21 protein-coding genes are annotated in these 22754 nt (G+C 71.0%); 15 read left to right on the top strand and 6 right to left on the bottom strand.

The window, feature by feature from the left end:
- Positions 1-37 precede the first annotated feature (37 nt).
- The 5 genes from ACFWJ8_RS11180 to ACFWJ8_RS11160 all read left to right on the top strand — a co-directional run bounded on the left by ACFWJ8_RS11180 (position 38) and on the right by ACFWJ8_RS11160 (position 6309).
- Positions 38-685, top strand: coding sequence for an amino acid ABC transporter permease (locus ACFWJ8_RS11180; protein ID WP_378811710.1), 648 nt, complete (start codon positions 38-40; stop codon positions 683-685).
- Positions 682-1590: an amino acid ABC transporter permease gene (locus tag ACFWJ8_RS11175; RefSeq protein WP_378811370.1), complete on the top strand. Its 909-nt coding sequence runs from the start codon at positions 682-684 to the stop codon at positions 1588-1590. The genes ACFWJ8_RS11180 and ACFWJ8_RS11175 overlap by 4 nt, the downstream gene beginning before the upstream one ends.
- Before the next feature lie 63 nt (positions 1591-1653).
- A complete protein-coding gene (gene pheS, locus ACFWJ8_RS11170; protein WP_378811368.1) occupies positions 1654-2700 on the top strand; it encodes a phenylalanine--tRNA ligase subunit alpha in 1047 nt (348 codons plus the stop codon).
- Positions 2700-5234: a phenylalanine--tRNA ligase subunit beta gene (gene pheT / locus ACFWJ8_RS11165; protein WP_378811366.1), complete on the top strand. Its 2535-nt coding sequence runs from the start codon at positions 2700-2702 to the stop codon at positions 5232-5234. The genes pheS and pheT overlap by 1 nt, the downstream gene beginning before the upstream one ends.
- Positions 5235-5310: 76 nt before the next feature.
- On the top strand, positions 5311-6309 hold the full coding sequence (locus ACFWJ8_RS11160) for an NAD-dependent epimerase/dehydratase family protein (protein ID WP_378811365.1): 999 nt from the start codon (positions 5311-5313) through the stop codon (positions 6307-6309).
- On the opposite strand, the gene ACFWJ8_RS11155 is transcribed toward ACFWJ8_RS11160, so the two are convergent.
- The 4 genes from ACFWJ8_RS11155 to ACFWJ8_RS11140 are packed head-to-tail and all read right to left on the bottom strand — an operon-like array spanning position 6300 to position 8887.
- Positions 6300-7052, bottom strand: a complete 753-nt coding sequence (locus tag ACFWJ8_RS11155; RefSeq protein WP_378811363.1) for an ABC transporter permease — start codon at positions 7050-7052, stop codon at positions 6300-6302. The genes ACFWJ8_RS11160 and ACFWJ8_RS11155 overlap by 10 nt on opposite strands.
- Positions 7052-7939 (bottom strand): ABC transporter ATP-binding protein, encoded by an 888-nt coding sequence (locus ACFWJ8_RS11150; RefSeq protein WP_378811361.1) that lies wholly within the window; start codon positions 7937-7939, stop codon positions 7052-7054. The genes ACFWJ8_RS11155 and ACFWJ8_RS11150 overlap by 1 nt, the downstream gene beginning before the upstream one ends.
- Positions 7936-8235, bottom strand: a complete 300-nt coding sequence (locus ACFWJ8_RS11145; protein WP_378811360.1) for a transcriptional regulator — start codon at positions 8233-8235, stop codon at positions 7936-7938. Before ACFWJ8_RS11145 ends, ACFWJ8_RS11150 begins: the two co-directional genes overlap by 4 nt.
- On the bottom strand, positions 8228-8887 hold the full coding sequence (locus tag ACFWJ8_RS11140; RefSeq protein WP_378811358.1) for a hypothetical protein: 660 nt from the start codon (positions 8885-8887) through the stop codon (positions 8228-8230). Before ACFWJ8_RS11140 ends, ACFWJ8_RS11145 begins: the two co-directional genes overlap by 8 nt.
- 277 nt (positions 8888-9164) lie before the next feature.
- On the opposite strand from ACFWJ8_RS11140, the gene argC reads away from it, so the two are divergent.
- From argC to ACFWJ8_RS11110, 6 genes are read left to right on the top strand one after another with little or no spacing between them, the layout of a single operon-like run.
- Entirely contained in the window at positions 9165-10244 is a 1080-nt protein-coding gene (argC, locus tag ACFWJ8_RS11135) for an N-acetyl-gamma-glutamyl-phosphate reductase (protein ID WP_378811356.1), read from the top strand.
- On the top strand, positions 10241-11398 hold the full coding sequence (gene argJ / locus ACFWJ8_RS11130) for a bifunctional glutamate N-acetyltransferase/amino-acid acetyltransferase ArgJ (protein WP_378811355.1): 1158 nt from the start codon (positions 10241-10243) through the stop codon (positions 11396-11398). The genes argC and argJ overlap by 4 nt, the downstream gene beginning before the upstream one ends.
- On the top strand, positions 11395-12294 hold the full coding sequence (gene argB / locus ACFWJ8_RS11125; RefSeq protein ID WP_378811354.1) for an acetylglutamate kinase: 900 nt from the start codon (positions 11395-11397) through the stop codon (positions 12292-12294). The genes argJ and argB overlap by 4 nt, the downstream gene beginning before the upstream one ends.
- Entirely contained in the window at positions 12291-13505 is a 1215-nt protein-coding gene (locus ACFWJ8_RS11120; RefSeq protein WP_378811352.1) for an acetylornithine transaminase, read from the top strand. Before argB ends, ACFWJ8_RS11120 begins: the two co-directional genes overlap by 4 nt.
- On the top strand, positions 13502-14425 hold the full coding sequence (gene argF, locus ACFWJ8_RS11115) for an ornithine carbamoyltransferase (protein ID WP_378811350.1): 924 nt from the start codon (positions 13502-13504) through the stop codon (positions 14423-14425). The genes ACFWJ8_RS11120 and argF overlap by 4 nt, the downstream gene beginning before the upstream one ends.
- A 15-nt stretch (positions 14426-14440) precedes the next feature.
- Positions 14441-15571 carry a heparan-alpha-glucosaminide N-acetyltransferase domain-containing protein gene (locus ACFWJ8_RS11110; RefSeq protein WP_378811348.1) on the top strand — a complete coding sequence of 377 codons (1131 nt, stop codon included), beginning with the start codon at positions 14441-14443 and terminating at the stop codon, positions 15569-15571.
- Here ACFWJ8_RS11110 and ACFWJ8_RS11105 read toward each other — a convergent pair.
- Positions 15562-17214 (bottom strand): hypothetical protein, encoded by a 1653-nt coding sequence (locus ACFWJ8_RS11105; protein ID WP_378811347.1) that lies wholly within the window; start codon positions 17212-17214, stop codon positions 15562-15564. The genes ACFWJ8_RS11110 and ACFWJ8_RS11105 overlap by 10 nt on opposite strands.
- A gap of 164 nt (positions 17215-17378) precedes the next feature.
- Between ACFWJ8_RS11105 and argH the strand changes: the two genes are divergently transcribed.
- Positions 17379-18809, top strand: a complete 1431-nt coding sequence (gene argH / locus ACFWJ8_RS11100; protein WP_378811345.1) for an argininosuccinate lyase — start codon at positions 17379-17381, stop codon at positions 18807-18809.
- Between the two features lie 67 nt (positions 18810-18876).
- The gene (locus ACFWJ8_RS11095; RefSeq protein ID WP_378811344.1) at positions 18877-19512 is read left to right on the top strand and encodes a SatD family protein; all 636 of its coding nucleotides are present in this window, start codon (positions 18877-18879) and stop codon (positions 19510-19512) included.
- Between the two features lie 5 nt (positions 19513-19517).
- Here ACFWJ8_RS11095 and ACFWJ8_RS11090 read toward each other — a convergent pair whose 3' ends face one another.
- Positions 19518-20108, bottom strand: coding sequence for a hypothetical protein (locus ACFWJ8_RS11090; protein WP_378811343.1), 591 nt, complete (start codon positions 20106-20108; stop codon positions 19518-19520).
- Between the two features lie 92 nt (positions 20109-20200).
- On the opposite strand from ACFWJ8_RS11090, the gene tyrS reads away from it, so the two are divergent.
- Together tyrS and ACFWJ8_RS11080 are read left to right on the top strand one after the other, a co-directional pair.
- Positions 20201-21523, top strand: a complete 1323-nt coding sequence (gene tyrS, locus ACFWJ8_RS11085) for a tyrosine--tRNA ligase (protein ID WP_378811341.1) — start codon at positions 20201-20203, stop codon at positions 21521-21523.
- Between the two features lie 9 nt (positions 21524-21532).
- Entirely contained in the window at positions 21533-22333 is an 801-nt protein-coding gene (locus ACFWJ8_RS11080) for a DUF4184 family protein (protein WP_378811340.1), read from the top strand.
- The last annotated feature ends 421 nt before the right edge of the window (positions 22334-22754 follow it).

Raw genomic sequence — 22754 nt, 5'->3', positions numbered from 1 at the left:
CCCCTCCACCGACAGCGCGAATGAGAAATGGGGTGCGATGGGCGTCATCACCGACAACCTCGACCTGTGGGGCGAAGCGATCGTCGGCACGTTGGTGCTGTTCTTCGGGGGCGGACTGATCGCGCTGGTGCTCGGCTTCATCGTGGGCGCCATGCGGGTCTCTCCGATCCCGATCGCTCGGTCCGTCGGCGCCGTGTACGTCAACTGGATCCGCAACACCCCGCTCACGCTCGTGATGTTCTTCTTCGCGTTCTGTCTGCCGATCCTGCTCCAGCAGCGCGTCTCGCCCATCGTGCTGGCCACCGCCGCGCTCGGCATCTACACCGCGACATATGTCGCAGAGACGATCCGGTCAGGCGTGAACACCGTGCCGGTGGGGCAGGCCGAGGCCGCCCGTGCGCTCGGGCTCACCTTCGGGCAGGTGATGACGCTCGTGGTGCTTCCGCAGGCGACGCGCTCGGTGATCCCGCCGATGATGAGCGTGTTCATCGCGCTGCTGAAGAACACCACCGTCGCCGCAGGCTTCGCGGTGCTCAACCTCGGGTCGGTGCGCACGTGGCTGAGCGAGCGAGGCGAGAACCAACTGGTCGTGCTGCTCTGGGTCATGGTGGTCTTCATCGTGCTCGTGCTGCTGCTGGCGTGGCTGCAACGCACTCTCGAACGACGCTGGAGGATCGCACGATGAGCGGCTCCGTCCTCTACGACGTGCCCGGGCCCCGGGCTGTCGTCCGCAATCGCATCATCGGTGCGATCACGATCCTCCTCGTACTGGTTTTCGTCGGGTGGGTGCTCTGGCGGTTCTATGAGACCGGCCAGCTCAGCCCCGAGAAGTGGGAGCTGTTCAGCTACACCGCGATCTGGATGCTGTTCCTCGAGGCGACCTGGAACACCCTGGCCGCGTTCGGCGTCGCAGCGGTGGGCGCAATCGTGCTCGGGTTCGTCCTCGCGCTGGGCCGCATGTCGGACCACGCGTGGCTGCGGGTCCCCGTGGGCTGGATCGTCGAGATCCTGCGAGCGATCCCCGTCCTGGTGTTCATGATGCTGCTGTATTACGGCCTGCCGGTCGTCGGCATCAAGATGTCGCCCTATTGGGCGGTCGTCATCGCGCTCATCGCCTACAACGGATCGGTGCTGGCGGAGGTGATCCGGGCGGGCGTCGAATCGCTGCCACGCGGCCAGAGCGAGGCCGGATTCGCGATCGGTCTGCGCAAGTCGGGCGTGATGCGCCTGGTGCTGCTGCCCCAGGCGGTGCGTGCGATGCTGCCCGTGATCGTGTCGCAGCTGGTCGTGACGCTCAAGGACACCGCGCTCGGCTTCATCATCACCTACCCCGAACTGCTGTACGTCGTGAAGCTGCTCGGGTCGCAGGCGTTGTACAACTCGCCGCTCATCCCGTCCGCCATCATCGGCGGCTCGATCTACGTCGCACTGTGCCTGGCGCTGTCGTATGTGGCCTACCTGCTCGAGAAGCGCACGCGCCGCTCGCCCAAGGTGCAGACCGACCTCGGCGACGGCGGCGAGCCCACGACGGCCACCGAGGCGATCGCCGCGGGCCGCGGGCTCGGCAAGTACGACGCCAGCGGGCTGTGACGTGGCGTCGCCGGCCCGATGCCGGGCCGGTGACCTCCCGCGCCGTCGGTAGACTCGTCTCTCGTGTCCGACGCTCCCGAAACCCCCATCACGCCTGAGGCGGTGGATGCCGCCGTCACCGACGCGCTGGCAGCCGTCGCGGCGGCCGCCGACACGGCGGCGCTGAAGGCCGCACGGTCCGCGCACACCGCCGAGGGCTCGCCGCTGGCGAAGCTCAACGCGCGGCTGCGCGACGTGCCCAATGACAAGAAGGCCGAGTTCGGCAAGCTCGTCGGCCAGGCCCGCGGACGCGTCAACCAGGCGTTCGCGGCGCGGGAGGACGAGCTCGCAGCTGCCGAGACCGCCGCGAAGCTCGAGGCCGAGAGGGTGGACATCACCGCGCTCGCGGCCCGCGCGCGCGTGGGCGCGCGGCATCCCATCTCGCTCCTCCAGGAGCAGATCGCCGACATCTTCGTGGGCATGGGGTGGGAGATCGCCGAAGGACCCGAGCTCGAGCACGAGTGGTTCAACTTCGACGCGCTGAACTTCGATGTCGACCACCCGGCGCGCCAGATGCAGGACACGTTCTTCGTTGACCCCGTCGAGCGCCACCTCGTGATGCGCACGCACACGAGCCCCGTCCAGGTGCGCTCGATGCTCGAGCGCGACCTGCCGCTGTACGTGCTGTGCCCGGGCCGCGTCTACCGCACCGACGAGTTCGACGCGACGCACCTGCCCGTGTTCACCCAGTTCGAGGGCATCGTCGTCGACAAGGGCATCACGATGGCGCACCTCAAGGGCACCCTCGACCACGCTGCCAAGGTGCTGTTCGGCGCCGAGGCGAAGACGCGCTTCCGCGCGAACTTCTTCCCGTTCACGGAGCCGTCGGCCGAGCTCGACCTGTGGCACCCGACCTTCAAGGGCGGGGCCCGCTGGATCGAGTGGGGCGGCTGCGGGATGATCAACCCCAACGTGCTGCGTGCGGCGGGGATCGACCCGGAGGAGTACTCGGGCTTCGCGTTCGGCATGGGCATCGAGCGCACGCTCATGTTCCGCAGCGACGTCCAGGACATGCGCGACATGGCCGAGGGCGATGTCCGCTTCAGCGAGCAGTTCGGAATGGTGGTCTGATGCGCGTCCCGCTCTCATGGCTTCGTGAGTACGCCGACGTCCCGACCGACGCGTCGCCCGAGGACGTCCTCGCGGCGCTCGTGCGCGTCGGCTTCGAGGAGGAGGACGTCCACCGCTTCGACCTGCAGGGTCCGATCGTCGTGGGCGAAGTGCTCGAGTTCGTCGAGGAGCCGCAGTCCAACGGCAAGACGATCCGCTGGTGTCAGGTGCGCGTCGCGCCCGACGGCGAGACGGCGGCCGACGGCGGCGAGGCCGTGCACGGCATCGTGTGCGGTGCGCGCAACTTCTTCGTCGGCGACAAGGTCGTCGTGACCCTGCCCGGCGCCGTGCTGCCCGGGCCGTTCCCGATCGCCGCCCGCAAGACGTACGGCCACGTGTCGGACGGCATGATCGCCTCGGCGCGCGAGCTCGGGCTCGGCGACGAGCACAACGGCATCCTGCGGCTCGTCGAGCTCGGCATCGACGCCCCCGTCGGCACGGACGCGATCGCGCTGCTCGGCCTCGACGACGTCGCGGTCGACATCAACGTGACGCCCGACCGCGGCTACGCGCTGTCGATCCGCGGCGTCGCGCGCGAGTACTCGCACTCGACCGGGGCCGCCTTCCGCGACCCCGCAGATCGGCCGTGGGAGGAGCTCGCACCGGGCTCCGGCTTCCCGATCGCGGTCGACGACCAGGCGCCCATCCGTGGCCGCGTCGGCGCGTCGGAATTCGTGGCGCGCGTCGTGCGCGACGTCGACCCGACCAAGCCGACGCCCGCCTGGATGATCGCGCGCCTGTCGCTCGCGGGCATCCGCAGCCTCGGGATCCTGATCGACATCACGAACTACGTCATGATCGAGCTGGGCCAGCCGATCCACGGCTACGACCTCGACAAGCTGCAGGGCGGCATCACCGTGCGCCGCGCGACGGCGGGGGAGAAGCTCGAGACGCTCGACGGTAAGGTGCGCACGCTCGACCTCGAGGATCTCCTCATCACGGACGAGTCCGGTCCGATCGGCCTGGCCGGCGTCATGGGCGGCGGCACGACCGAGATGAGCGACACCACGCGCAACGTCCTCATCGAGGCTGCGACGTTCGACACCGTGTCGATCGCGCGCACGGCCCGTCGCCACAAGCTGCCGAGCGAGGCGTCGCGTCGCTTCGAGCGCGGCGTCGACCCGCTCGTGCCCTTCGTGGCGGCGCGCCGGGTGGCCGACCTGATGGTCGAGTACGCCGGCGGCACCAGCGACGAGGAGCTCGGGGGCGCCCTGTTCGCCGAGGTCTTCATCCCCGGCATCGCCCTGCCGCCCACGTTCGTGCAGCGCCTCATCGGCGTCGAGTACACGCCGGGCGAGATCGAGGGCGCGCTGCGTCTCATCGGCTGCGACGTCGTCGGCGCCGAGGACGAGGACGGCTGGCAGGTCATCCCGCCGTCGTGGCGCCCCGACCTCACCGACAAGTGGACGCTGGCCGAAGAGGTCGCCCGCATCGAGGGGTACGACCGCATCCCGTCGCACCTTCCGCTGCCGCCGTCGGGCCGGGGGCTCACGGCGCTGCAGCTGGGCCGTCGCCGCGTCGCGAACGCGCTCGCCGCGGCGGGCTACGTCGAGACGCCGTCGTTCGGCTTCACGACCGAGGAGCAGAACGACCTGCACGGCTCCGCGTCGGGTGGCCATCTGCCGAGCGTCAAGCTCGCGAACGCGCTGGACGGGCAGTCGCCGTTCCTGCGTCGCACGCTGATCCCGGGCCTGCTGCAGGTCGCGCACCGCAATGCGTCGCGCGGCCTCACGGACCTGTCGCTGTTCGAGTCCGGCCTGGTGTTCCTTCCGCAGCCGGGCGTGCAGTACGGCACGTCGTTCGTCCCGCCGCTCGCGGTGCGTCCGGATGCCGCCACGCTGGCGGAGCTGGATGCCTCGATCCCGCCGCAGCACCGGCATGTCGCCGTGCTGCTGACCGGGCACCTGGTCGCGAAGCAGCCGGGTGTCGCGCCCGTGACCGCCGAGCTCGGCGACGCGCTGGACGCCGTCCGCACGATCGCCGCCGCGGCGGGCGTCTCGATCGAGGTCGCCCAGGGCGAGCGTGCCGCGCTGCACCCCGGGCGCACCGGCGTGCTGAGCGTCGCGGGCACGGAGGTCGGCTACGTCGGCGAGCTGCTGCCGGCCGTGGCCGCCGCATCCGATCTTCCGGGTCGCGTGATCGTCGCCGAACTGGATCTCGATCTCGTGCTGTCGCTCGCGGGCGAGAAGGTCGTCGCGGCGTCGCTGTCGGGCTTCCCCGCAGCCACGCAGGACGTCTCGCTGGTGCTCGGCGCCGATGTCGCGGCCGCCGATGTGCGTGCGGCCCTCGTCGATGGCGCGGGGGACTTGCTGGAGTCGGTGCGTCTGGTCGACGACTACCGCGGTCAGGGCGTCCCCGCAGGCGCGAAGAGCCTGACGTTCGCGCTGCGCTTCCGCGCCGACGACCGTACGCTCACCGCGGCCGAGGCGAGCGAGGCGAAGCTCGCGGGCGTCGCCGTCGCCGCTGAGCGCTTCGGCGCGACGATCCGCGACTGAGAGACGACGGAGGGCAGGCGTTCCGCCGACGGCGGAACGCCTGCCCTTTCGGCTGCCCATCTGATTCGCTGGTGCGATGACCGATGTGCTGATCCTGGGCGGGACAGGCTGGCTGAGCGGGCGCATCGCCCGCGGACATGTGGATGCCGGTGCCTCCGTCACGTGCCTGGCCCGCGGTGCGCGGCCCGTGCCGGACGGCGCGACGCTGGTCGTCGCGGACCGCGACGCCCCTGAGGCGTACGCCGGCGTCGCCGACCGCGACTGGGACGAGATCGTCGACGTGTCGTCGAACCCGGCTCATGTGGCCGCCGCCGTGGACGCGCTCGCCGCGTGCACCGCGCATTGGACGTACGTGTCGAGCGTGTCGGCGTACGCGCGCGCCGATCTGGAGGCGCAGGACGAGTCCGGAGAGCTCTTGGCTCCCACCGCACCGGGGGAGGAGTCGGACTACGGGCGCGACAAGGTGACGGCCGAGAACACCGTGCGTGCCGCGCTCGGCGATCGCGCGGCCATCGTGCGGCCCGGACTCATCGTCGGCCCGGGCGACCCGACCGACCGCTTCGGCTACTGGGTGTCGCGGTTCGCGCTCGCGGGTGCCGAACCCGTGCTGCTGCCCGAGGCCGACGGCCACCGCGCACAGGTGGTGGATGTCGACGACGTCGCCGCGTTCGTGGTCCGCGTCGGCGCGGACCGGTGGTCCGGCACGGCCAACATCGTGGGGGAGGTCACCGCTCTCGCCGACGTGCTGAGCCTCGCACGGGAGATCGCGGGGCACACCGGCGCGACGGTGGCGGCATCCGATCCGTTCCTTGTCGGGCACGAAGTGGCGTACTGGGCCGGTCCGCGCTCGCTGCCGCTGTGGCTGCCGGCCGACATGCCGGGGTTCATGACGCACCGCAACGACAGGTTCCGCGATGCCGGGGGAGCGCTGCGGCCGCTGGGCGAGACCCTGGAGCGGACGCTCGCCGACGAACGGGCGCGGGGGCTCGATCGGGAACGCCGCGCGGGACTCACGCGGTCCGACGAGCTGGCGCTGCTCGCCGAGCTCGCCGGACTGGAGCCGGTTCAGCGGTAGCGGCGGCCCTCGTCGCGGCGGTACAGCCAGACCGCGAGCACGCCGAGCACGATCGTCCACACGAGGATGCCGATCAGCGCCCAGGTCGGCGCCCCGGTGCCGAGCGCAGCGCCCACGACGATCTCGCGCGCCTGCCGCACCGGCAGGAACTTCGACAGCAGGTCGAGCCAGTCCGGGAACATCACGGGCGGCAGGAACAGCCCGCCGCCGAACGCCAGCAGGAACATCGCGACCTGGGTGACCGCGATGGCCGCCTTGGGGCCGCACGTCGTGCCGATGATGACGCCGATGAGGGCCGACGGCACCGCAGTGACGATGACGAACCCGATCGCGGCGAGCAGATCGAGCGGCTGCGGGGCCGCGGCGGTGAAGAGACCGCCGATCACGAGGAGCGGCACCATGGCGACCGCTGCGACGATGAGCGTCGCGGCCATGAGCCCGGCGATGCGGGCGCCCGGCGCACCGGGCAGGGTCCGCAGGTATGGAGCCCACGGCTTGGCGCGCTGGTCGGCGAGGTCGAGGCCGATGGAGAACAGGCTCGCCGACATGAAGGCGAACACGACCATCGACGCGACCGCGGCGGTCGCGAACTCGGGGTCGTCGACGACGACCCGCTGCGGCAGCACGAACAGGCAGAACGCGAGCGTCGGGAAGGCGAGCGAGCCGATCACGGCGATCGGCACGCGCGCTGTCTCGAGCAGGTTGTACTTGGTGTGGACGACGGCCAGGGTCAGCGCGGACATCACACGGCTCCCTTCGTGAGCGAGAGGAACGCCTCTTCCAGCGTGGCGCCGCGCACGGCGAGGCCCGAGAAGGGCAGATCGGATGCCACCAGCCGGCGGATGAACCCGTCGGAGTCGGCGAGCACTGCCGTGACGGTGCCGGCGTCGAGGTCGGTCGTCACGGCGGCGTCGGGCGCGAGCGACTCGACCTGCGCGGCGTCGAGGCCTGAGAGGGTGACCCGGCGTCGGGCGACGCCCGACACGATCGCGGCCAGCGTGTCGTCGGCACGGACGACCCCCTCGTCGATGACGACGACGCGCTGGGCGAGCTGCTCGATCTCCTCGAGGTGGTGGCTGGTCATGACGACCGCGCAGCCGGCGACGTTGCGGGCGCGCACGGCGTCCCAGAGGCGCCGCCGCGCGTCGACATCGAGCCCAGTGGTCGGCTCGTCGAGCAGCACGAGGTCCGGGTCGCCGACGAAGGCGAGCGCGAGGGCCACGCGGCGCTGCTGCCCGCCTGAGAGCGCGCCGCACTGCTTGCCGAGCAGCTCGCCGAGACCGAACTCGTCCACGATGCGCGACACGTCGGCGGGGTGGGGGTAGTGCGCGCCCACCAGGTCGAGCACCTCGCGCACCTTGAGCGCCTCGGGGAGGGCCGTCGTCTGCGGGGTCGTGCCGAGGCGGACGCGGGATGCCGCATCCCGCGGATCCCCGCCGAACAGGGTCACGCTGCCCGAGGTCGGAGTGCGGAGGCCCTCGACGAGGGTCAGCAGCGTCGTCTTGCCGGCGCCGTTGGGACCCAGCAGGCCCACGCACTCGCCGGGGTGGATCTCGAGCGTCACGCCGTCGAGGGCTGTGACGTCTCCGAACCGCTTGACGAGCGTCTCGGTGCGCACCAGGGGATTCATCGGGTGCCTCCCAGGAGTTCGAGGAGCTGGGTGCGATACGCGCGAAAGGCGGCGCGCCCGGCGGGGGTGATGGTCACGAGGGTCGCCGGGCGGCGACCCGTGAAGGTCTTGGTGCTCGCCACGTAACCGGCCGCTTCGAGCTTCGCGAGGTGCGTGGTGAGGTTGCCCGGCGTCATGTCGAGCAGCTTCTGGAGGGCGGGGAACGCGATCTCGTCGCCGTCGCCGAGCGCCTCGTCGAGGGTCGTCATGATCCGCAGTCGCGCCGGGGCGTGGATGACCGGGTCGAGCTCAGTCATGGCTCTGCTCCCGTCGCGGCTCGACGGGCAGCAGGCCGCGCACGAGCAGCACGGCGACGATGAGCATCGCGACGGGCCCGGCGATCGCGTACACGAGGAAGTTGTACGGCGTGCCCACGAACGTCGCGGCGACGGCGACCGCGATGATGACGATGCCGAGCGCGTACTGCACAGGTGCGCGCCACAGCGCGCCGCCGGCGAGGTACAGCACGCCGACGATGAGGGCGAAGGCGCCCGGGTAGATCAGTGCCGCGAGTTCGTCCGGCAGCCCCGCGCGCTGCAGCCCCACGAGCAGCAGCCACGTGCCGACCATCGAGATCGTCCACGACCAGCCGTACAGCATGCCCTGGAAGCGCGACCGGCCGCGGATGCCGGCGCCGCTTCTCACGCCGGTGATGATCGACCACACGATGGCGACGACCATGCACGCGCCGAAGATGATCCACGCGACGGCGGTCGGCACCAGGTCGACGCCGCCGATGTCGTGGCCGCACCACAGGGCGCCGAATCCGATCGCCCAGGCCGCGGCCCACACGACGAGCAGCACCGCGTAGCCGCGTAGGAGGCGACTCTGCGTGCTCCGCCGCTGCGACTGCATCAGGTCGTACATGCGCTCGGCGTCGGCGCGGGTTCCGGGATCGTCGGTGCTCATGCAAAGTACTTTGCAGCGCAAAGTACTTTGTGTCAAGACCTTCGTCGTGTGACGCGACGCCTGTGTGCGATTTGGCACCGCGGCGGCGCAGCGGCTATCGTCGGCGCATGCCTTCGGCGTTCCAGGGACCGCAGACGCTCGCTCCGAGCGTCGCTCCCGCGCGCCGACGCCTGGGCGAGCGCCGACTCTAGGCGACCCCGCACGCCGTCCGTCAAGGACGTCTGCGTTCGGGCGTCGCCGTCTCCGGCCCCTGCACCCAGACTCTAAGGTGGAATCCATGACATATTCGGTCGCCGTCAGCGGCGCATCCGGCTATGCGGGCGGCGAGATCCTGCGGATCCTCGCCGCGCATCCCGATATCGAGATCCGCACCGTCACCGCGCATTCGAACGCGGGACAGCCGCTCATCCAGCACCAGCCGCACCTGCGCTCGCTCGCGCATCTGACGCTGCAGGACACGACGCCCGAGATCCTCGCCGGTCACGACATCGTCTTCCTCGCGCTCCCGCACGGGCAGTCGGGCCAGTACACCGATGCGCTCGGCGACACCCCGCTGGTGATCGACGCGGGCGCCGACCACCGGCTCGAGTCCGTCGCCGACTGGGACGCGTTCTACGGCGGCGACTTCCACGAGCCGTGGGTGTACGGCGTGCCCGAGCTTCCTGTCGCGGGGGCGAAGCAGCGCGAGCGGCTGATCGGCGCGTCGCGCATCGCCGCGCCCGGGTGCAACGCGTCCACGGTGAGCCTGAGCCTCGCGCCGGGCGTCGCGGCCGGTGTCGTCGATCCCTCCGACATCGTCACGGTACTGGCCGTCGGTCCTTCGGGCGCCGGCAAGAGCCTCAAGCCGAACCTCCTCGCGAGCGAGATCCTGGGCACCGCCAACCCCTATGCGGTGGGCGGCACGCACCGGCACATCCCCGAGATCCGGCAGGCGCTCGCCGCCGCCCGCGCGGGCGGCGCCGGCTGGACCGCCGAGACCGCCCCGGATGAGGGCATCCGCATCTCCTTCACGCCGGTGCTGGTGCCGATGGCTCGGGGGATCCTCGCGACGTCGACGGCCCCCATCGTCCCCGGCGTGAGCGATGCCGAGATCCGGGCCGCGTGGGAAGCCGCGTACGGCGACGAGACCTTCGTGCAGCTGCTCCCGGCGGGCCAGTTCCCGCGCACGGCCGACGTGCTCGGCGCCAATACGGCGCTCATCGGCCTCGCGATCGACCGCGCGGCCAATCGCGTCGTCGTCGTGACCGCGGTCGACAACCTCGTCAAGGGCACGGCCGGCGCGGCCGTGCAGTCCATGAACATCGCGCTGGGCCTCGCCGAGGGCACCGCGCTCACAGTGAACGGAGTCGCGCCGTGAGCGTCACCGCAGCCCAGGGGTTCGAAGCGGCGGGGGTCGCCGTCGGGCTCAAGTCGAGCGGCAAGCCCGACGTCGCCGTCGTCGTCAACCGCGGCCCGCTCAAGGTCGGCGCCGCCGTCTTCACCAGCAACCGCGCCAAGGCGAACCCGATCATGTGGTCCCAGCAGGTGATCCAGGACGGCGTCGTCGAGGCGATCGTCCTGAACTCCGGCGGGGCGAACTGCTTCACCGGCTCGTTCGGCTTCCAGACCACCCACCAGACCGCCGAGAAGGCCGGCGAGCTGCTGGGCGTGAGCGCCGGCGACGTGCTGGTCTGCTCCACCGGCCTCATCGGCACCGGCGACGAGGTCTTCCGGGGCAAGGTGCTCGCCGGCACCGAGCAGGGGATCGCCGAGCTGTCGGCCGACGGCGGGGAGGCGGCATCCCTCGCCATCATGACCACCGACTCGCGTCCCAAGCGCTCGGTCTTCACCGGCGACGGCTGGACGATCGGCGGCATGGCGAAGGGTGCCGGGATGCTGGCGCCCGGGCTGGCCACCATGCTCGTGGTCATCACGACCGACGCCGTGCTCACGGCCGAGCAGGCCGACGCGGCCCTGCGCCACGCCACCGGGCGCACGTTCGACCGCCTCGACTCGGACGGCTGCATGTCGACGAACGACCAGGTGACCCTCATGGTCAGCGGCGCGAGCGGCGTCACGCCGGACGCGGACGCGTTCGCGGCAGCGCTCGCCGAGGTCAGTCAGGACCTCGCGAAGCAGCTGCAGGGCGATGCCGAGGGCGCGAGCCACGACATCACGATCCAGGTGATCAACTCGGCGTCGGAGGAGGACGCGGTCGAGGTCGGGCGCTCGGTCGCCCGCAACAACCTCTTCAAGGCGGCGATCTTCGGCAACGACCCGAACTGGGGCCGGGTGCTCGCCGCGATCGGCACGACGCAGGCGGCGTTCGACCCGTACGACGTCGATGTCTGGATGAACGGCGTGCGGGTGTGCTCGCAGGGCGGTCCGGACGCGCCCCGCGAGGAGGTCGACCTCACCCCGAGGGCGACCGACCTCGTGATCGACCTCAAGGTGGGCGCGGCGTCCGCGACCATCCTCACCAACGACCTCACCCACGATTACGTCCACGAGAACAGCGCGTACTCCTCATGAGCGACCTTCAAGAGACCGATCCCGGCGAGGCCAGCGCCCGGGCCGTGACCCTCATCGAGTCACTGCCGTGGCTCAAGCGCTTCCGCGACCAGATCGTGGTGATCAAGTACGGCGGCAACGCCATGGTGTCCGACGAGCTGCAGGACGCCTTCGCCGCCGACATCGCGTACCTCCGCTACGTGGGCGTGAAGCCGGTCGTGGTCCACGGCGGTGGCCCGCAGATCTCGTCGATGCTCGACCGCCTCGCCATCCCGAGCGAGTTCAAGGGCGGCTACCGCGTCACCAGCACCGAGGCGATCTCGGTGGTGCGCATGGTGCTGACAGGCCAGATCAACCCGCAGCTGGTGTCGAAGATCAACGCGCACGGCCCGGTCGCGACCGGTCTGAGCGGTGAGGACGCCGGACTGTTCGGCGGCCGTCGTCGCGGCGTCGTCATCGGCGGCGTCGAGCACGACCTCGGTCGCGTGGGCGACGTCGTCGAGGTCGACCCGCAGCCGGTGCTGGACCAGATCGACGCCGGGCGCATCCCGGTCGTCTCGAGCATCGCGCCGGACCTCGACCACCCGGGGCATTCGCTCAACGTGAACGCGGATGCCGCGGCATCCGCGCTGGCCATCGCTCTCGGCGCCGCGAAGCTCGTCGTCCTCACCGACGTCGCCGGGCTCTACGCCGACTGGCCCAACCGCGACTCGCTCGTGTCGCACCTGAACGCGACCGAGCTGCGCGCGATGCTGCCGCGGCTGGAGTCGGGCATGATCCCGAAGATGACGGCGTGCCTGGAGGCCGTCGAAGGCGGCGTCGAGACCGCCGCGATCATCGACGGGCGGGTGCCGCACTCGGTGCTCGTGGAGATCTTCACCAGTAAGGGAATCGGAACAGAGGTGGTGCTCGGATGACGTGGCAGGACGACGAGGCGCGCGACCTCGTGAAGAGCTTCGGTGCTCGCATGCAGATGTTCGTGCGCGGCGAGGGTGCGTACCTGTGGGACGCCGACGGCAAGCGCTACCTGGACTTCCTCGCCGGCATCGCGGTCGACTCGCTCGGGCACGCGCATCCGGTGTTCGTGGACGCGGTGGCGACGCAGGCGGCGACCCTCACGCAGGTGTCGAACTACTTCGCGACGCCGCCGCAGCTCGCACTGGCCTCGACGCTCAAGCGCCTCGCCGGGACGGGCGACGCGGGACGCGTGTACTTCGGCAACTCGGGCGCCGAGGCGAACGAGGCCGCCTTCAAGCTCGCCCGCCTGCACGGCGGCACGGACCGGCCGCGCATCCTGGCGCTCAAGGACGCGTTCCACGGCCGCACGATGGGCACGCTGGCACTCACCGGCAAGCCGTACATGCAGGAGCCGTTCCTCCCGATGACGCCGGGCGTCGAGTTCATCGACTCGACGGTCGAGGCCCTCGAGGCCGCGATCGACGACCGCGTCGCGGCGCTCTTCGTCGAGCCCGTCAAGGGCGAGGCCGGCGTGCTGCCGCTGCCCGAGGGGTACCTCGCGGCGGCGCGCGAGATCACCGAGCGCCACGGCGCGCTCCTCATCATCGACGAGATCCAGACCGGTGCCGGGCGCACGGGGGAGTGGTTCGCCTTCCAGCACGAGGGCATCACCCCCGACGCCATCACGGTCGCCAAGGGCATCGGCGGTGGCTTCCCGATCGGCGCGATGATCACCTTCGGCACCGCGAGCGAGCTGTTCTACCCGGGCACGCACGGCTCGACTTTCGGCGGCAACGCGCTCGGCACGGCCGTCGCGAACGCCGTCCTGGGCGAGATCGAGCGCGCGGGGCTCGTGCAGAACGCCGCCGAACGCGGCGCGCAGCTGCGCGCGGCCATCGACGGGATCGGCTCGCCGCTCATCGACGGATGCCGCGGCATGGGGCTGCTCGTCGGCGTGGGCCTGCGGCATCCCGTCGCCAAGGCGCTCGTCGCTGCGGCCCAGCAGCACGGCCTGATCATCAACGCCCCGAACGACGAGACGATCCGGCTCGTGCCGGCGCTCACGATCGGCGACGTCGAGATCGACGAGTTCATCACCCTGTTCACGGCGGCGCTGCGCACCGTCGAGGACGCCCTGGTGCCGCAGACCACGACGGAGGTTCCCGCATGACCCGCCACCTGCTCCGCGACGACGACCTCACGCAGTCCGAACAGGCGGAGATCCTCGACCTGGCCGTCGAGCTCAAGAAGGACCGCTGGGCCAACAAGGCGCTCGCCGGTCCGCAGACGGTCGCGGTGATCTTCGACAAGTCGTCGACGCGTACGCGTGTCTCGTTCGCGGTCGGGATCGCCGATCTCGGCGGCTCGCCGCTCATCATCTCGACGGCCAACAGCCAGCTCGGCGGCAAGGAGACGCCGTCCGACACGGCACGGGTGCTCGAGCGTCAGGTCGCCGCGATCGTGTGGCGCACCTACGCGCAGGCAGGGCTCGAGCAGATGGCGGCCGGTACGCGCGTGCCCGTCGTCAACGCGCTGAGCGACGACTTCCACCCGTGCCAGCTGCTGGCCGACCTGCTGACGATCAAGGAGCACAAGGGCGAGCTCGCGGGCCTCACCCTCGCCTTCTTCGGCGACGGCAAGTCGAACATGGCGCACTCGTACGTGCTGGCAGGTGTCACGGCGGGCATGAACGTGCGTGTCGCGTCGCCCGAGTCCTACGCGCCGCGCGACGACGTGATCGCCGACGCCGACCGCCGTGCCGCCGAGACCGGCGGCTCGGTGACGCTGTACACGGATCCCCTCGAGGCGGCGGCCGGCGCCGACGTCATCGTCACCGACACGTGGGTGTCGATGGGCAAGGAGGAGGAGAAGCTCGAGCGTCTCCGGGATCTCGGCGCCTACAAGGTCACCGGCGAGACCATGGGCCTCGCGAAGGACGACGCGATCTTCATCCACTGCCTGCCCGCCGACCGCGGCTACGAGGTCGACGCCGAGGTCATCGACGGTCCGCAGTCCGTCGTCTGGGACGAGGCCGAGAACCGGCTCCACGCCCAGAAGGCGCTGCTGGTCTGGCTGCTGCGCCAGGGCTGAGAACGGATCACCCCGATGCGCGGGTCGAGCGGGGCGGATGGTTCCTGGCTCGCGTCGCGCTGGACCCGCCTGAACGGCCCGGCCCGCATCGGGGGCGTCGACCTCGCCCGGGGTCTCGCGGTGCTCGGCATGTTCGCGGCGCACCTGCTGTGGATCTCCGACCCCTACTCGTGGACTGATCCGTCGACCTGGACGGCCGTGGTGCAGGGCCGCTCGTCGATCCTGTTCGCGACGCTCGCGGGCGTCTCGATCGGCCTCGTCACGGGCGGTGGCACGCCGTTCGCGGGCGGGGCGATGCGTACCGCCCGTCGGCGGCTCGTGGTGCGGGCCGGCCTGCTCTGGCTGCTGGGGGTGCTGCTGATCCTCACCGGGGTGCCGGTCTACGTGATCCTCCCCGCCTACGCGATCCTCTTCCTGTGCGCGGTGCCGCTGACGGCGCTGTCCGCGCCTGCGCTGCTGGTCCTGGCGGCGGTGCTCGCGGTCGTGATGCCCTTCGTCCAGGTCGTGCTCGACGCCCTCCCGTGGTGGGGGACCCCGGCCGGCGCGGATCTCGCGCTCGTCCTCGGCTGGCACTACCCGTTCACGACGTGGATCGTGTTCGTCGTCGCCGGGCTGGGCGTCGCCCGCGCCGGGATCACGCGGCTGCGCGTGCAGTGGTGGATGCTGGCGGCCGGCGCGGCGCTCGCGACCGCCGCGTACGCGACCGACGTCACCACCGGCGCACCCCCGGACGCCGAGGACTCGCTCGGCGGCGCGGTGTGGACGGCGCGTGCGCACTCCAGCGGACTGCTCGAGGTGATCGGCTCCGGCGGTTTCGCCCTTGCCGTCATCGGCGCGTGCCTGCTGCTGTGCCGCACCGCCGTGCGGTGGGCGGTGCTGCCGCTGCGAGCCGTGGGGGCGATGCCGCTCACGGCCTACACGCTGCAGCTCGTGGTGTGGGCGATCGTCGCCGCGGCCGTTCTGGCGGATCCGGGCGACCTCGCCGGCTTCCGCGGCCTCGAGCCGTTCTGGCCTCTCGCGGTCGGCACGACGGCTTTCGCGACCGCATGGGCGCTCCTGGTCGGGCGTGGTCCGCTGGAGTGGGTCTTCGACCGCGTCGCCCGGCTCGTCGTGCGGCCGGCGTTCGCGGCATCCGGTCAGGGCTGAGCCGGCGCGGCGGGCGCGGTCGGCGCCGGCTCGTGCCTGTCGCCCCTCGGGGCGGGCTCTCGCGGGACGGGCGGCCTCGGCAGCCATGCCCCCGACTCCAGGTCGAGCGCACGGCGGAACTCCTTCGCGAAGGCGCCGTCGGTGTCGTAGTCCCTCGTCGTCACGTACACGCCGTGCGCGTATCCGGGGATGCGGGACTTCGGCGCGTCGCCGGCCAGCGGGATGTCGGAGATCCCCGGTCCGTAGAGCCGACGCAGTCCGCCGCCGAACCAGTCGCCGAAGAAATGCAGGCGCGCCGGGTACCACATGTTCGTCCACCGCACCGGGGCGAACGCGGCGGCCTCGTGGATACGACGGGTGTGCCACACGTATCGGCTGCCGTCCTCGCGCCGCCGCCTGTCGTGCGTGAGGTACGAGAAGAACTGGTCGTAGCCGTTCGCCTCGGGCCGGTACTCCAGCGGCCACTGCTGGTCGTCCGGATCGATCGGCTCGCCCTGCGGCGGGCACGACTGGAGTTCGCGCCGCTTCTTCCGCTCCTCGAACTCCGCGGTGTTCGTGGTGTAGATCCGGTCGGCGAAGTTCATCGGGCTGCCGAAGCTCACGAAGTCCGAGATGAGCCAGGGATGCCCCTTCTCGCGCATCGCGAGCCATAGCTTGCGCTGGGCGCGCCGGTACGGCTCCGGCGACCCCGTCGGGTCGGCGGCGAGGGCGGATGCCTCGGCCTCGAGATCGTCCAGATCCTCCGGTGCGAGCGACGCTCTGCCCTGACCCGTCGTCGCCCAGAGGTACGAGATCGCGTCGTAGGCGATGTACGAGCCGAGGCTGTGTCCGGTGACCACGATGCGGTCGTAATCGCCGCTGTCCTGCAGCGAGCGCAGCAGGTCGACGATTCCCGCGCGGATCTCGCGCCGGGCCGCGAAGGAGCGCGGCGACGTGTCGAGGTAGCGGACGACGTCGACGAGGTACTTCACGAGCCACCCGGGGAGCAGCCGGCTGATGGCGTACGTCACGATCACGAGCGCCGACACGCTGCCGGCGGCGATCTGGGCCCAGGGCGGGACGCCGAACCAGGTCGAGAACCCGGGGATCGACACGAACCCCCACGCGAGCGCGAAGGTGGCGATCCAGATCACGATCCACAGCCCCCAGAGCCCACTGGGCACGCGCGGCAGCTCCGTCGCACCGAACGCCACGAGGGCACCGACGGCGAGGGCGCCCAGCACCCAACCGGCTCCCGGCGGCATCCAGTCCTGCGGGAACAGCAGCAGCCCCGCGGCCCCGACGACGATCGCGAGCAGCGCGACCGCTCCGACGAGCTGAGGGATGGTGGTCGCCGGCAGCATGATGCGCCGGAACGTCGGCCACAGGTCGTCCAGCCGGTTGCCCTGCATGAGGTGCGCCCAGTGGTACTCGTAGATGTCGGTCTGCACGTCGAACCCCAGGGCAGGAGACGCGGGCTGGTCCTTCTTGCGGGCCTCCACGATGTGCAGCCGACCTTCGAAGTCGCCCTGGGACTTCACCGGTCGCGAATGGAACTCCGCCTCCCGGCAGATGACCTCGCTGAACGCGTTGAGGGTCTCCACCGGCCGCTGCTCGCCCATGCCGTGGACGACGACGACCGCCTGGCGGCGCTGTCTGGTCACGATGCACCTCCTCCGAGACACAGGAGGTGCCATGCAGTGGCGGTGATACGGGGAGCGGGAGAGGATGCCGCGGCCCCGGGCCGCGGCATCCCTCACCTGGCAGCGGCCGACGCCGGCGCGCAGCCCCGGCGATCGGGCACGTCCGCCGTCGGTAGGCTGTCGGGGTGAGTGAATCGAAGGGCGACGGCACCAACGAAGGCGCACTGTGGGGAGCCCGTTTCGCGACGGGGCCTTCCCCGGAGCTGGCGGAACTCAGCCGCTCGACCCATTTCGACTGGGACCTCGCGCTGTACGACATCGCCGGATCGCACGCGCACGCCAAGGCGCTCGCCGCGGCGGGCTACCTCACTGCGGACGAGGAGCGCGCGATGCACGACGGCCTCGACGTGCTCGCCCGCGGCGTGGCTGAGGGGACGCTGCGGCCGGCGGCATCCGACGAGGACGTCCACGGCGCCCTCGAGCAGGCGCTGATCGGCGTCGTGGGCCCCGAGCTCGGCGGCAAGCTGCGCGCCGGGCGCAGCCGCAACGACCAGATCGCGACGCTCGTGCGCATGTACCTGCTCGACCACTCGCGCACGATCGCGCGCGAGATCCTGCGGCTGGTCGACGCCCTCGTGTCGCAGGCCGAGGCCAACGCCGACGCGGTCATGCCCGGCCGCACGCACCTTCAGCACGCGCAGCCGGTGCTGCTCGCGCACCACCTGCAGGCTCACGCCTGGCCGCTGGTACGCGACCTCGAACGTCTGCGCGACTGGTCCGCGCGCGCCTCGGTGTCGCCCTACGGCGGCGGCGCGCTCGCCGGGTCGACGCTCGGCCTCGACCCGCAGCTCGTCGCCCGCGAGCTCGGTCTCGCGCGTCCGGCCGAGAACTCGCTCGACGGCACGTCCTCGCGCGACGTCGTCGCGGAGTTCGCGTTCATCACGGCGATGATCGGCATCGACGTGTCGCGCTTCGCCGAAGAGATCATCGTCTGGAACACGCGCGAGTTCGGCTTCGTGACCCTCGACGACGGCTATTCGACCGGGTCGAGCATCATGCCGCAGAAGAAGAATCCCGACATCGCCGAGCTCGCACGCGGCAAGTCGGGCCGGCTCATCGGAAACCTGACGGGTCTGCTGGCGACGCTCAAGGCGCTGCCGCTCGCGTACAACCGCGATCTGCAGGAGGACAAGGAGCCCGTCTTCGACTCGGTGCGCACCCTCGAGACGCTGTTGCCGGCGTTCGCGGGCATGGTCGCGACGATGCGGTTCCACACCGCGCGCATGGCCGAGCTCGCGCCGCAGGGCTTCTCGCTCGCGACCGATGTCGCCGAATGGCTCGTCAAGCACGGCGTGCCGTTCCGCGATGCGCACGAGATCTCGGGTCACCTGGTGCGGGTGTGCGAAGAGAACGGTCTCGAGCTCCACGAGGTCACCGATGCCCAGCTCGCCTCGGTGTCGTCTCACCTGACGCCCGAGGTGCGCGAAGTGCTGAGCGTCGAGGGATCGGTCGCGAGCCGCACCGGCGCGGGCGGCACGGCGCCCGTCCGGGTGGCGGAGCAGCGTGCGGAGCTGATCCAGCGCGTGCAGTCGGCCGCCCACGCCCTGGGGCTGTGACACTGATCGATTCGCGTAGATAAGCATTGAACTGATATTCACGAAATATCAGTGATATGCTGATCGTATGCCAGTCGCAGTGACGGTCGACATCGTCGGATCGCGGCGCCTGCCCGACCGCGACGCCGCTCAGCGTGCGCTCGACGACGCCATCGCGCGCGTCGAGCGCGATCTCCCTGTCGCTGAACGCCCGCTCCGGCCCACGGTCGGCGACGAGCTGCAGGGGGTCTTCGCGACGCTCGACGCCGCCCTCGCGACGACGCTGCTCGTCCAGCTCGCGCTGCCCGACATCGTCGAGTGCCGCTTCGGGCTCGGCATCGGCGAGACCGGGCTTGTCGCCTCGGCGTCCGGCGACATCCCCGACGGCCCCGCGTGGTGGGCCGCGCGCGCGGCGATCGATCACGTGCACGCGCTGGAGCAGCGGACGGTGCCGAGCGCACGCACGTGGGTGGTCGCCCACGACGAGGCGGGGGATGCCGCACACGATGCCGCCCGTCGCGCCGACGCCTACCTGCTCGCGCGCGATCAGGTCGTCGGCGTCATGTCCGAGCGTGCCCGGCGCCTGACCTACGGACGGTGTTTCGGAGTGACGCAGCGTGAGCTGGCGGCGCAGGAGGGCGTCACCCAGTCCGCCGTGTCACAGCTGCTCGCGGCATCCGGGGCCGCCGCCGTCGTCGAGGGGTTCCGGCTGCTCCAGCCGTGAGGCCCTCAGAAGATCGCGAGGCGCACGAGGCCGCCGACGACCCCGGCCCACAGCAGGCTCGCGAGGGTGCCGATGATGAAGCGCTCGCGCGCCTCGGCGGTGGCGAGCTCCGAGAACCGGCCGATGCCCTTGACGGCCACGACCACCGCGATCGCCTCGGGGTAGCCCGCGATGATGGAGATGACCACGGCAACGCGCTCCAGGTACCCGATGACGGTGCCGCCGCGCATCAGCGTGCGCATCTCGGTCTCGCCGTCCTCCGCGGCGGGGACGGCGAGCAGGATGCCGCCGTCATCGGTCTCTCGCACCCTGCCGCCTGTCGCGGCGTCGAGCACCCGCCGCGTCACGGGGTTGCCCCCGAGGACGGCGACCGCGATGCCGAGGAGGGCCAGCATGAGGCCCATGAGCGTCGGGATCTTCACCGGCGAGATCGCGACGACGACCAGGGCGAGGGTGACCAGCGCGCCCGCGATGACGAGGGGCACCGTGGCGGGCCGACGCAGGCTCACGACGATCAGCACGAGCGCCCCGCACAGTGCGAGGAACAGGAAGATCGACAGGATCGCGACGAGGATCGCCTCGGGGAACGGCACCATGCGTGGAAGTCTGGCACGCGCCCCCGACGCGGCAGGGTGCGACGGGCCGCACGGCGGCGGGATGAGGATCGGGCGCTGATAACCTGGCCAGCGTGTCTGAAACCAACGTGAGCGCACCGGATCAGTCCGTGCGCGCGCTGGCTCCCGCCAACGACCCGACGTTCGAGAACGTATGGGACGAGATCGTCTGGCGCGAACTGGTGCATGTGTCCACCGACCAGGAGGCGCTGCGCGCCCTTCTCGCCGGAGACGCGATCACGTATTACTGCGGCTTCGACCCGACCGCACCGAGTCTCCACCTCGGCAACCTCGTCCAGCTGATCCTGATGCGCCGGCTCCAGCTGGCCGGCCACAAGCCGCTCGGGCTCGTGGGCGGCTCCACGGGACTCATCGGCGACCCCCGTCCCTCGGCCGAGCGCACGCTCAACACCAAGGAGACGGTGGGCGAGTGGGTGGGGTACCTGCGCTCGCAGGTGGAGCGCTTCCTGAGCTTCGAGGGCGAGAACGCCGCTCGCATGGTCAACAACCTCGACTGGACCGCGCCGATGAGCGCGATCGACTTCCTGCGCGAGATCGGCAAGCACTACCGCGTCGGCACGATGCTGAAGAAGGATGCGGTCGCGGCACGCCTCAACTCCGAGGCGGGCATCAGCTACACCGAGTTCAGCTACCAGATCCTGCAGGGAATGGACTACCTCGAGCTGCACCGCCAGTACGGCTGCGTGCTGCAGACGGGCGGCAGCGACCAGTGGGGCAACCTCACGAGCGGCACGGATCTCATCCACCGCGTCGAGGGCGTCTCGGTGCACGCGATCGGCACGCCGCTGATCACCAACAGCGACGGCACCAAGTTCGGCAAGAGCGAGGGCAACGCGATCTGGCTGGATGCCGCCATGTGCAGCCCGTACCGGATGTACCAGTTCTGGCTCAACACCGACGACGCCGACGTGGTCCAGCGCCTCAAGATCTTCACGTTCCTCTCGCGCGCCGAGATCGAGGAGTACGAGCGCCTCGTCGCCGACGAGCCGTTCCGCCGCGCCGCGCAGAAGCGCCTGGCCGTCGAGGTCACGACGTTCGTGCACGGACCGGATGCCGCGGCCGCCGTGATCGCGGCGTCGGAGGCGCTCTTCGGCCAGGGCGACCTCGCCGCGCTCGACGCGGCGACGCTGCGGCAGGCGCTGGAGGAGCTGCCGAACGCGACGGTCGCGACGGGCACCCCCGTCGTGCAGGCGCTCGTCGACACCGGACTCGTGACGAGCCTGTCCGAGGCCCGTCGTGCCATCGCCCAGGGCGGCGTGTCGCTCGACGGCACGAAGGTCGACGACGATGCTGCGGTCGTGGCGGGGACTCTGCCGGGAGGTGTCTCGGTGCTGCGCCGCGGCAAGAAGACCCTCGCCGGCGTGTTCGTGGCCTGACCCGGACGGATGCCGTTCACCCCGAGCCACGCCGTCGTCGCGCTGCCGTTCGTCCGGACGCCGCTGGCTCCGGCCGCCATCGCGGTCGGAGCCATGACGCCGGACCTGCCGCTGTTCGTCCGCGGCCTGCCGCTGCACTACGGGGTCACGCACTCGTTCGCGTGGCTGCCCGTGACGATGCTCGCGGCGCTGGCGCTGCTCCTCGTGTGGCGGTGCGTACTGCGCCCCGCCGCCCGTGAGCTCTCGCCGGGCAGGCTGGCGGCGCGGCTGCCGGGGGAGTGGGATGCCGCGGCCGCCGCCTCGGCACGGGAGACGTTCGCCGGGGCGCCGGCGGTGCGGGTCACCGTCCGCAGCGTGATGCTGCTGGTCGTGTCGCTGGCGATCGGGGTCGCGAGCCACATCGTGTGGGACCTCTTCACGCACGAGGGGCGGTGGGGCGCGGTCGCGCTCCCCGCCCTCGACGAGGAGTGGGGTCCGCTCCCGGGGTACAAGTGGCTGCAGTATGGGTCGAGCATCGTCGGCCTCGCGATCCTCGGCACGTTCATGCTGGCGCGGCGGCCGGATGCGGCATCCCCGACCCGGTTGCTGCCGGGCTGGGTGCGCTGGTGCTGGTGGGTGTCGCTGCCGGTGGTCCTGGTCGTCGCCTGGGGCTGGGGCTATGCCCTGCAGGGGCCGTTCGACACGTCGTTCACGCCGGCACACCTGGGCTACCGCGTCCTGCCGCCGGCGTGTGCCGGCTGGGGTGCCGCGACCCTGATCCTGTGCGTCGCGATCCAGGTGCTGCGGGGGCGGCGTTCCCGCTCCGATTGACGCTCGGAAGGCGCGACACGCCCGGGATGCAGGGCCGATTCGACGGGACCCCGGCGCGTACGTAAAGTATTACGAGTTCGCCCCACAGGGAAGCGGAGAGGCCCACAGCCTTACCCCCTCAAGCGGAGAACGATCCCCTTCCTCTTCACTCCTTACAGCGAGTGGGCCTCCGGGTCTAGGATGGGATTCCTGCTTCGGAGACCGCGGTCGCCGGCCGGCCGGTTGATCTCAGGATCACGGCGTGTCGGTTTGACAGACGGACCGGGCGGGATAAGATAGTGAAGTTGCCCAGCCGGGGCAGCGGGCCCGGTGGTCTGTTGCTGGCTGGTGCGTCCGATCTTTGAGAACTCAACAGCGTGCACTTGTCAAATGCCAAATTTATTTCTCTGTCGACCAGTTTTCTGGTTGGTGGGGGTCTTTT

The sequence above is a fragment of the Microbacterium sp. NPDC058389 genome, from assembly GCF_042722305.1.
Taxonomy (GTDB): Bacteria; Actinomycetota; Actinomycetes; order Actinomycetales; family Microbacteriaceae; genus Microbacterium.
The sequence above is the reverse complement of the archived record's forward strand: the minus strand, read 5'-3'. Positions and strand labels throughout refer to the sequence as shown.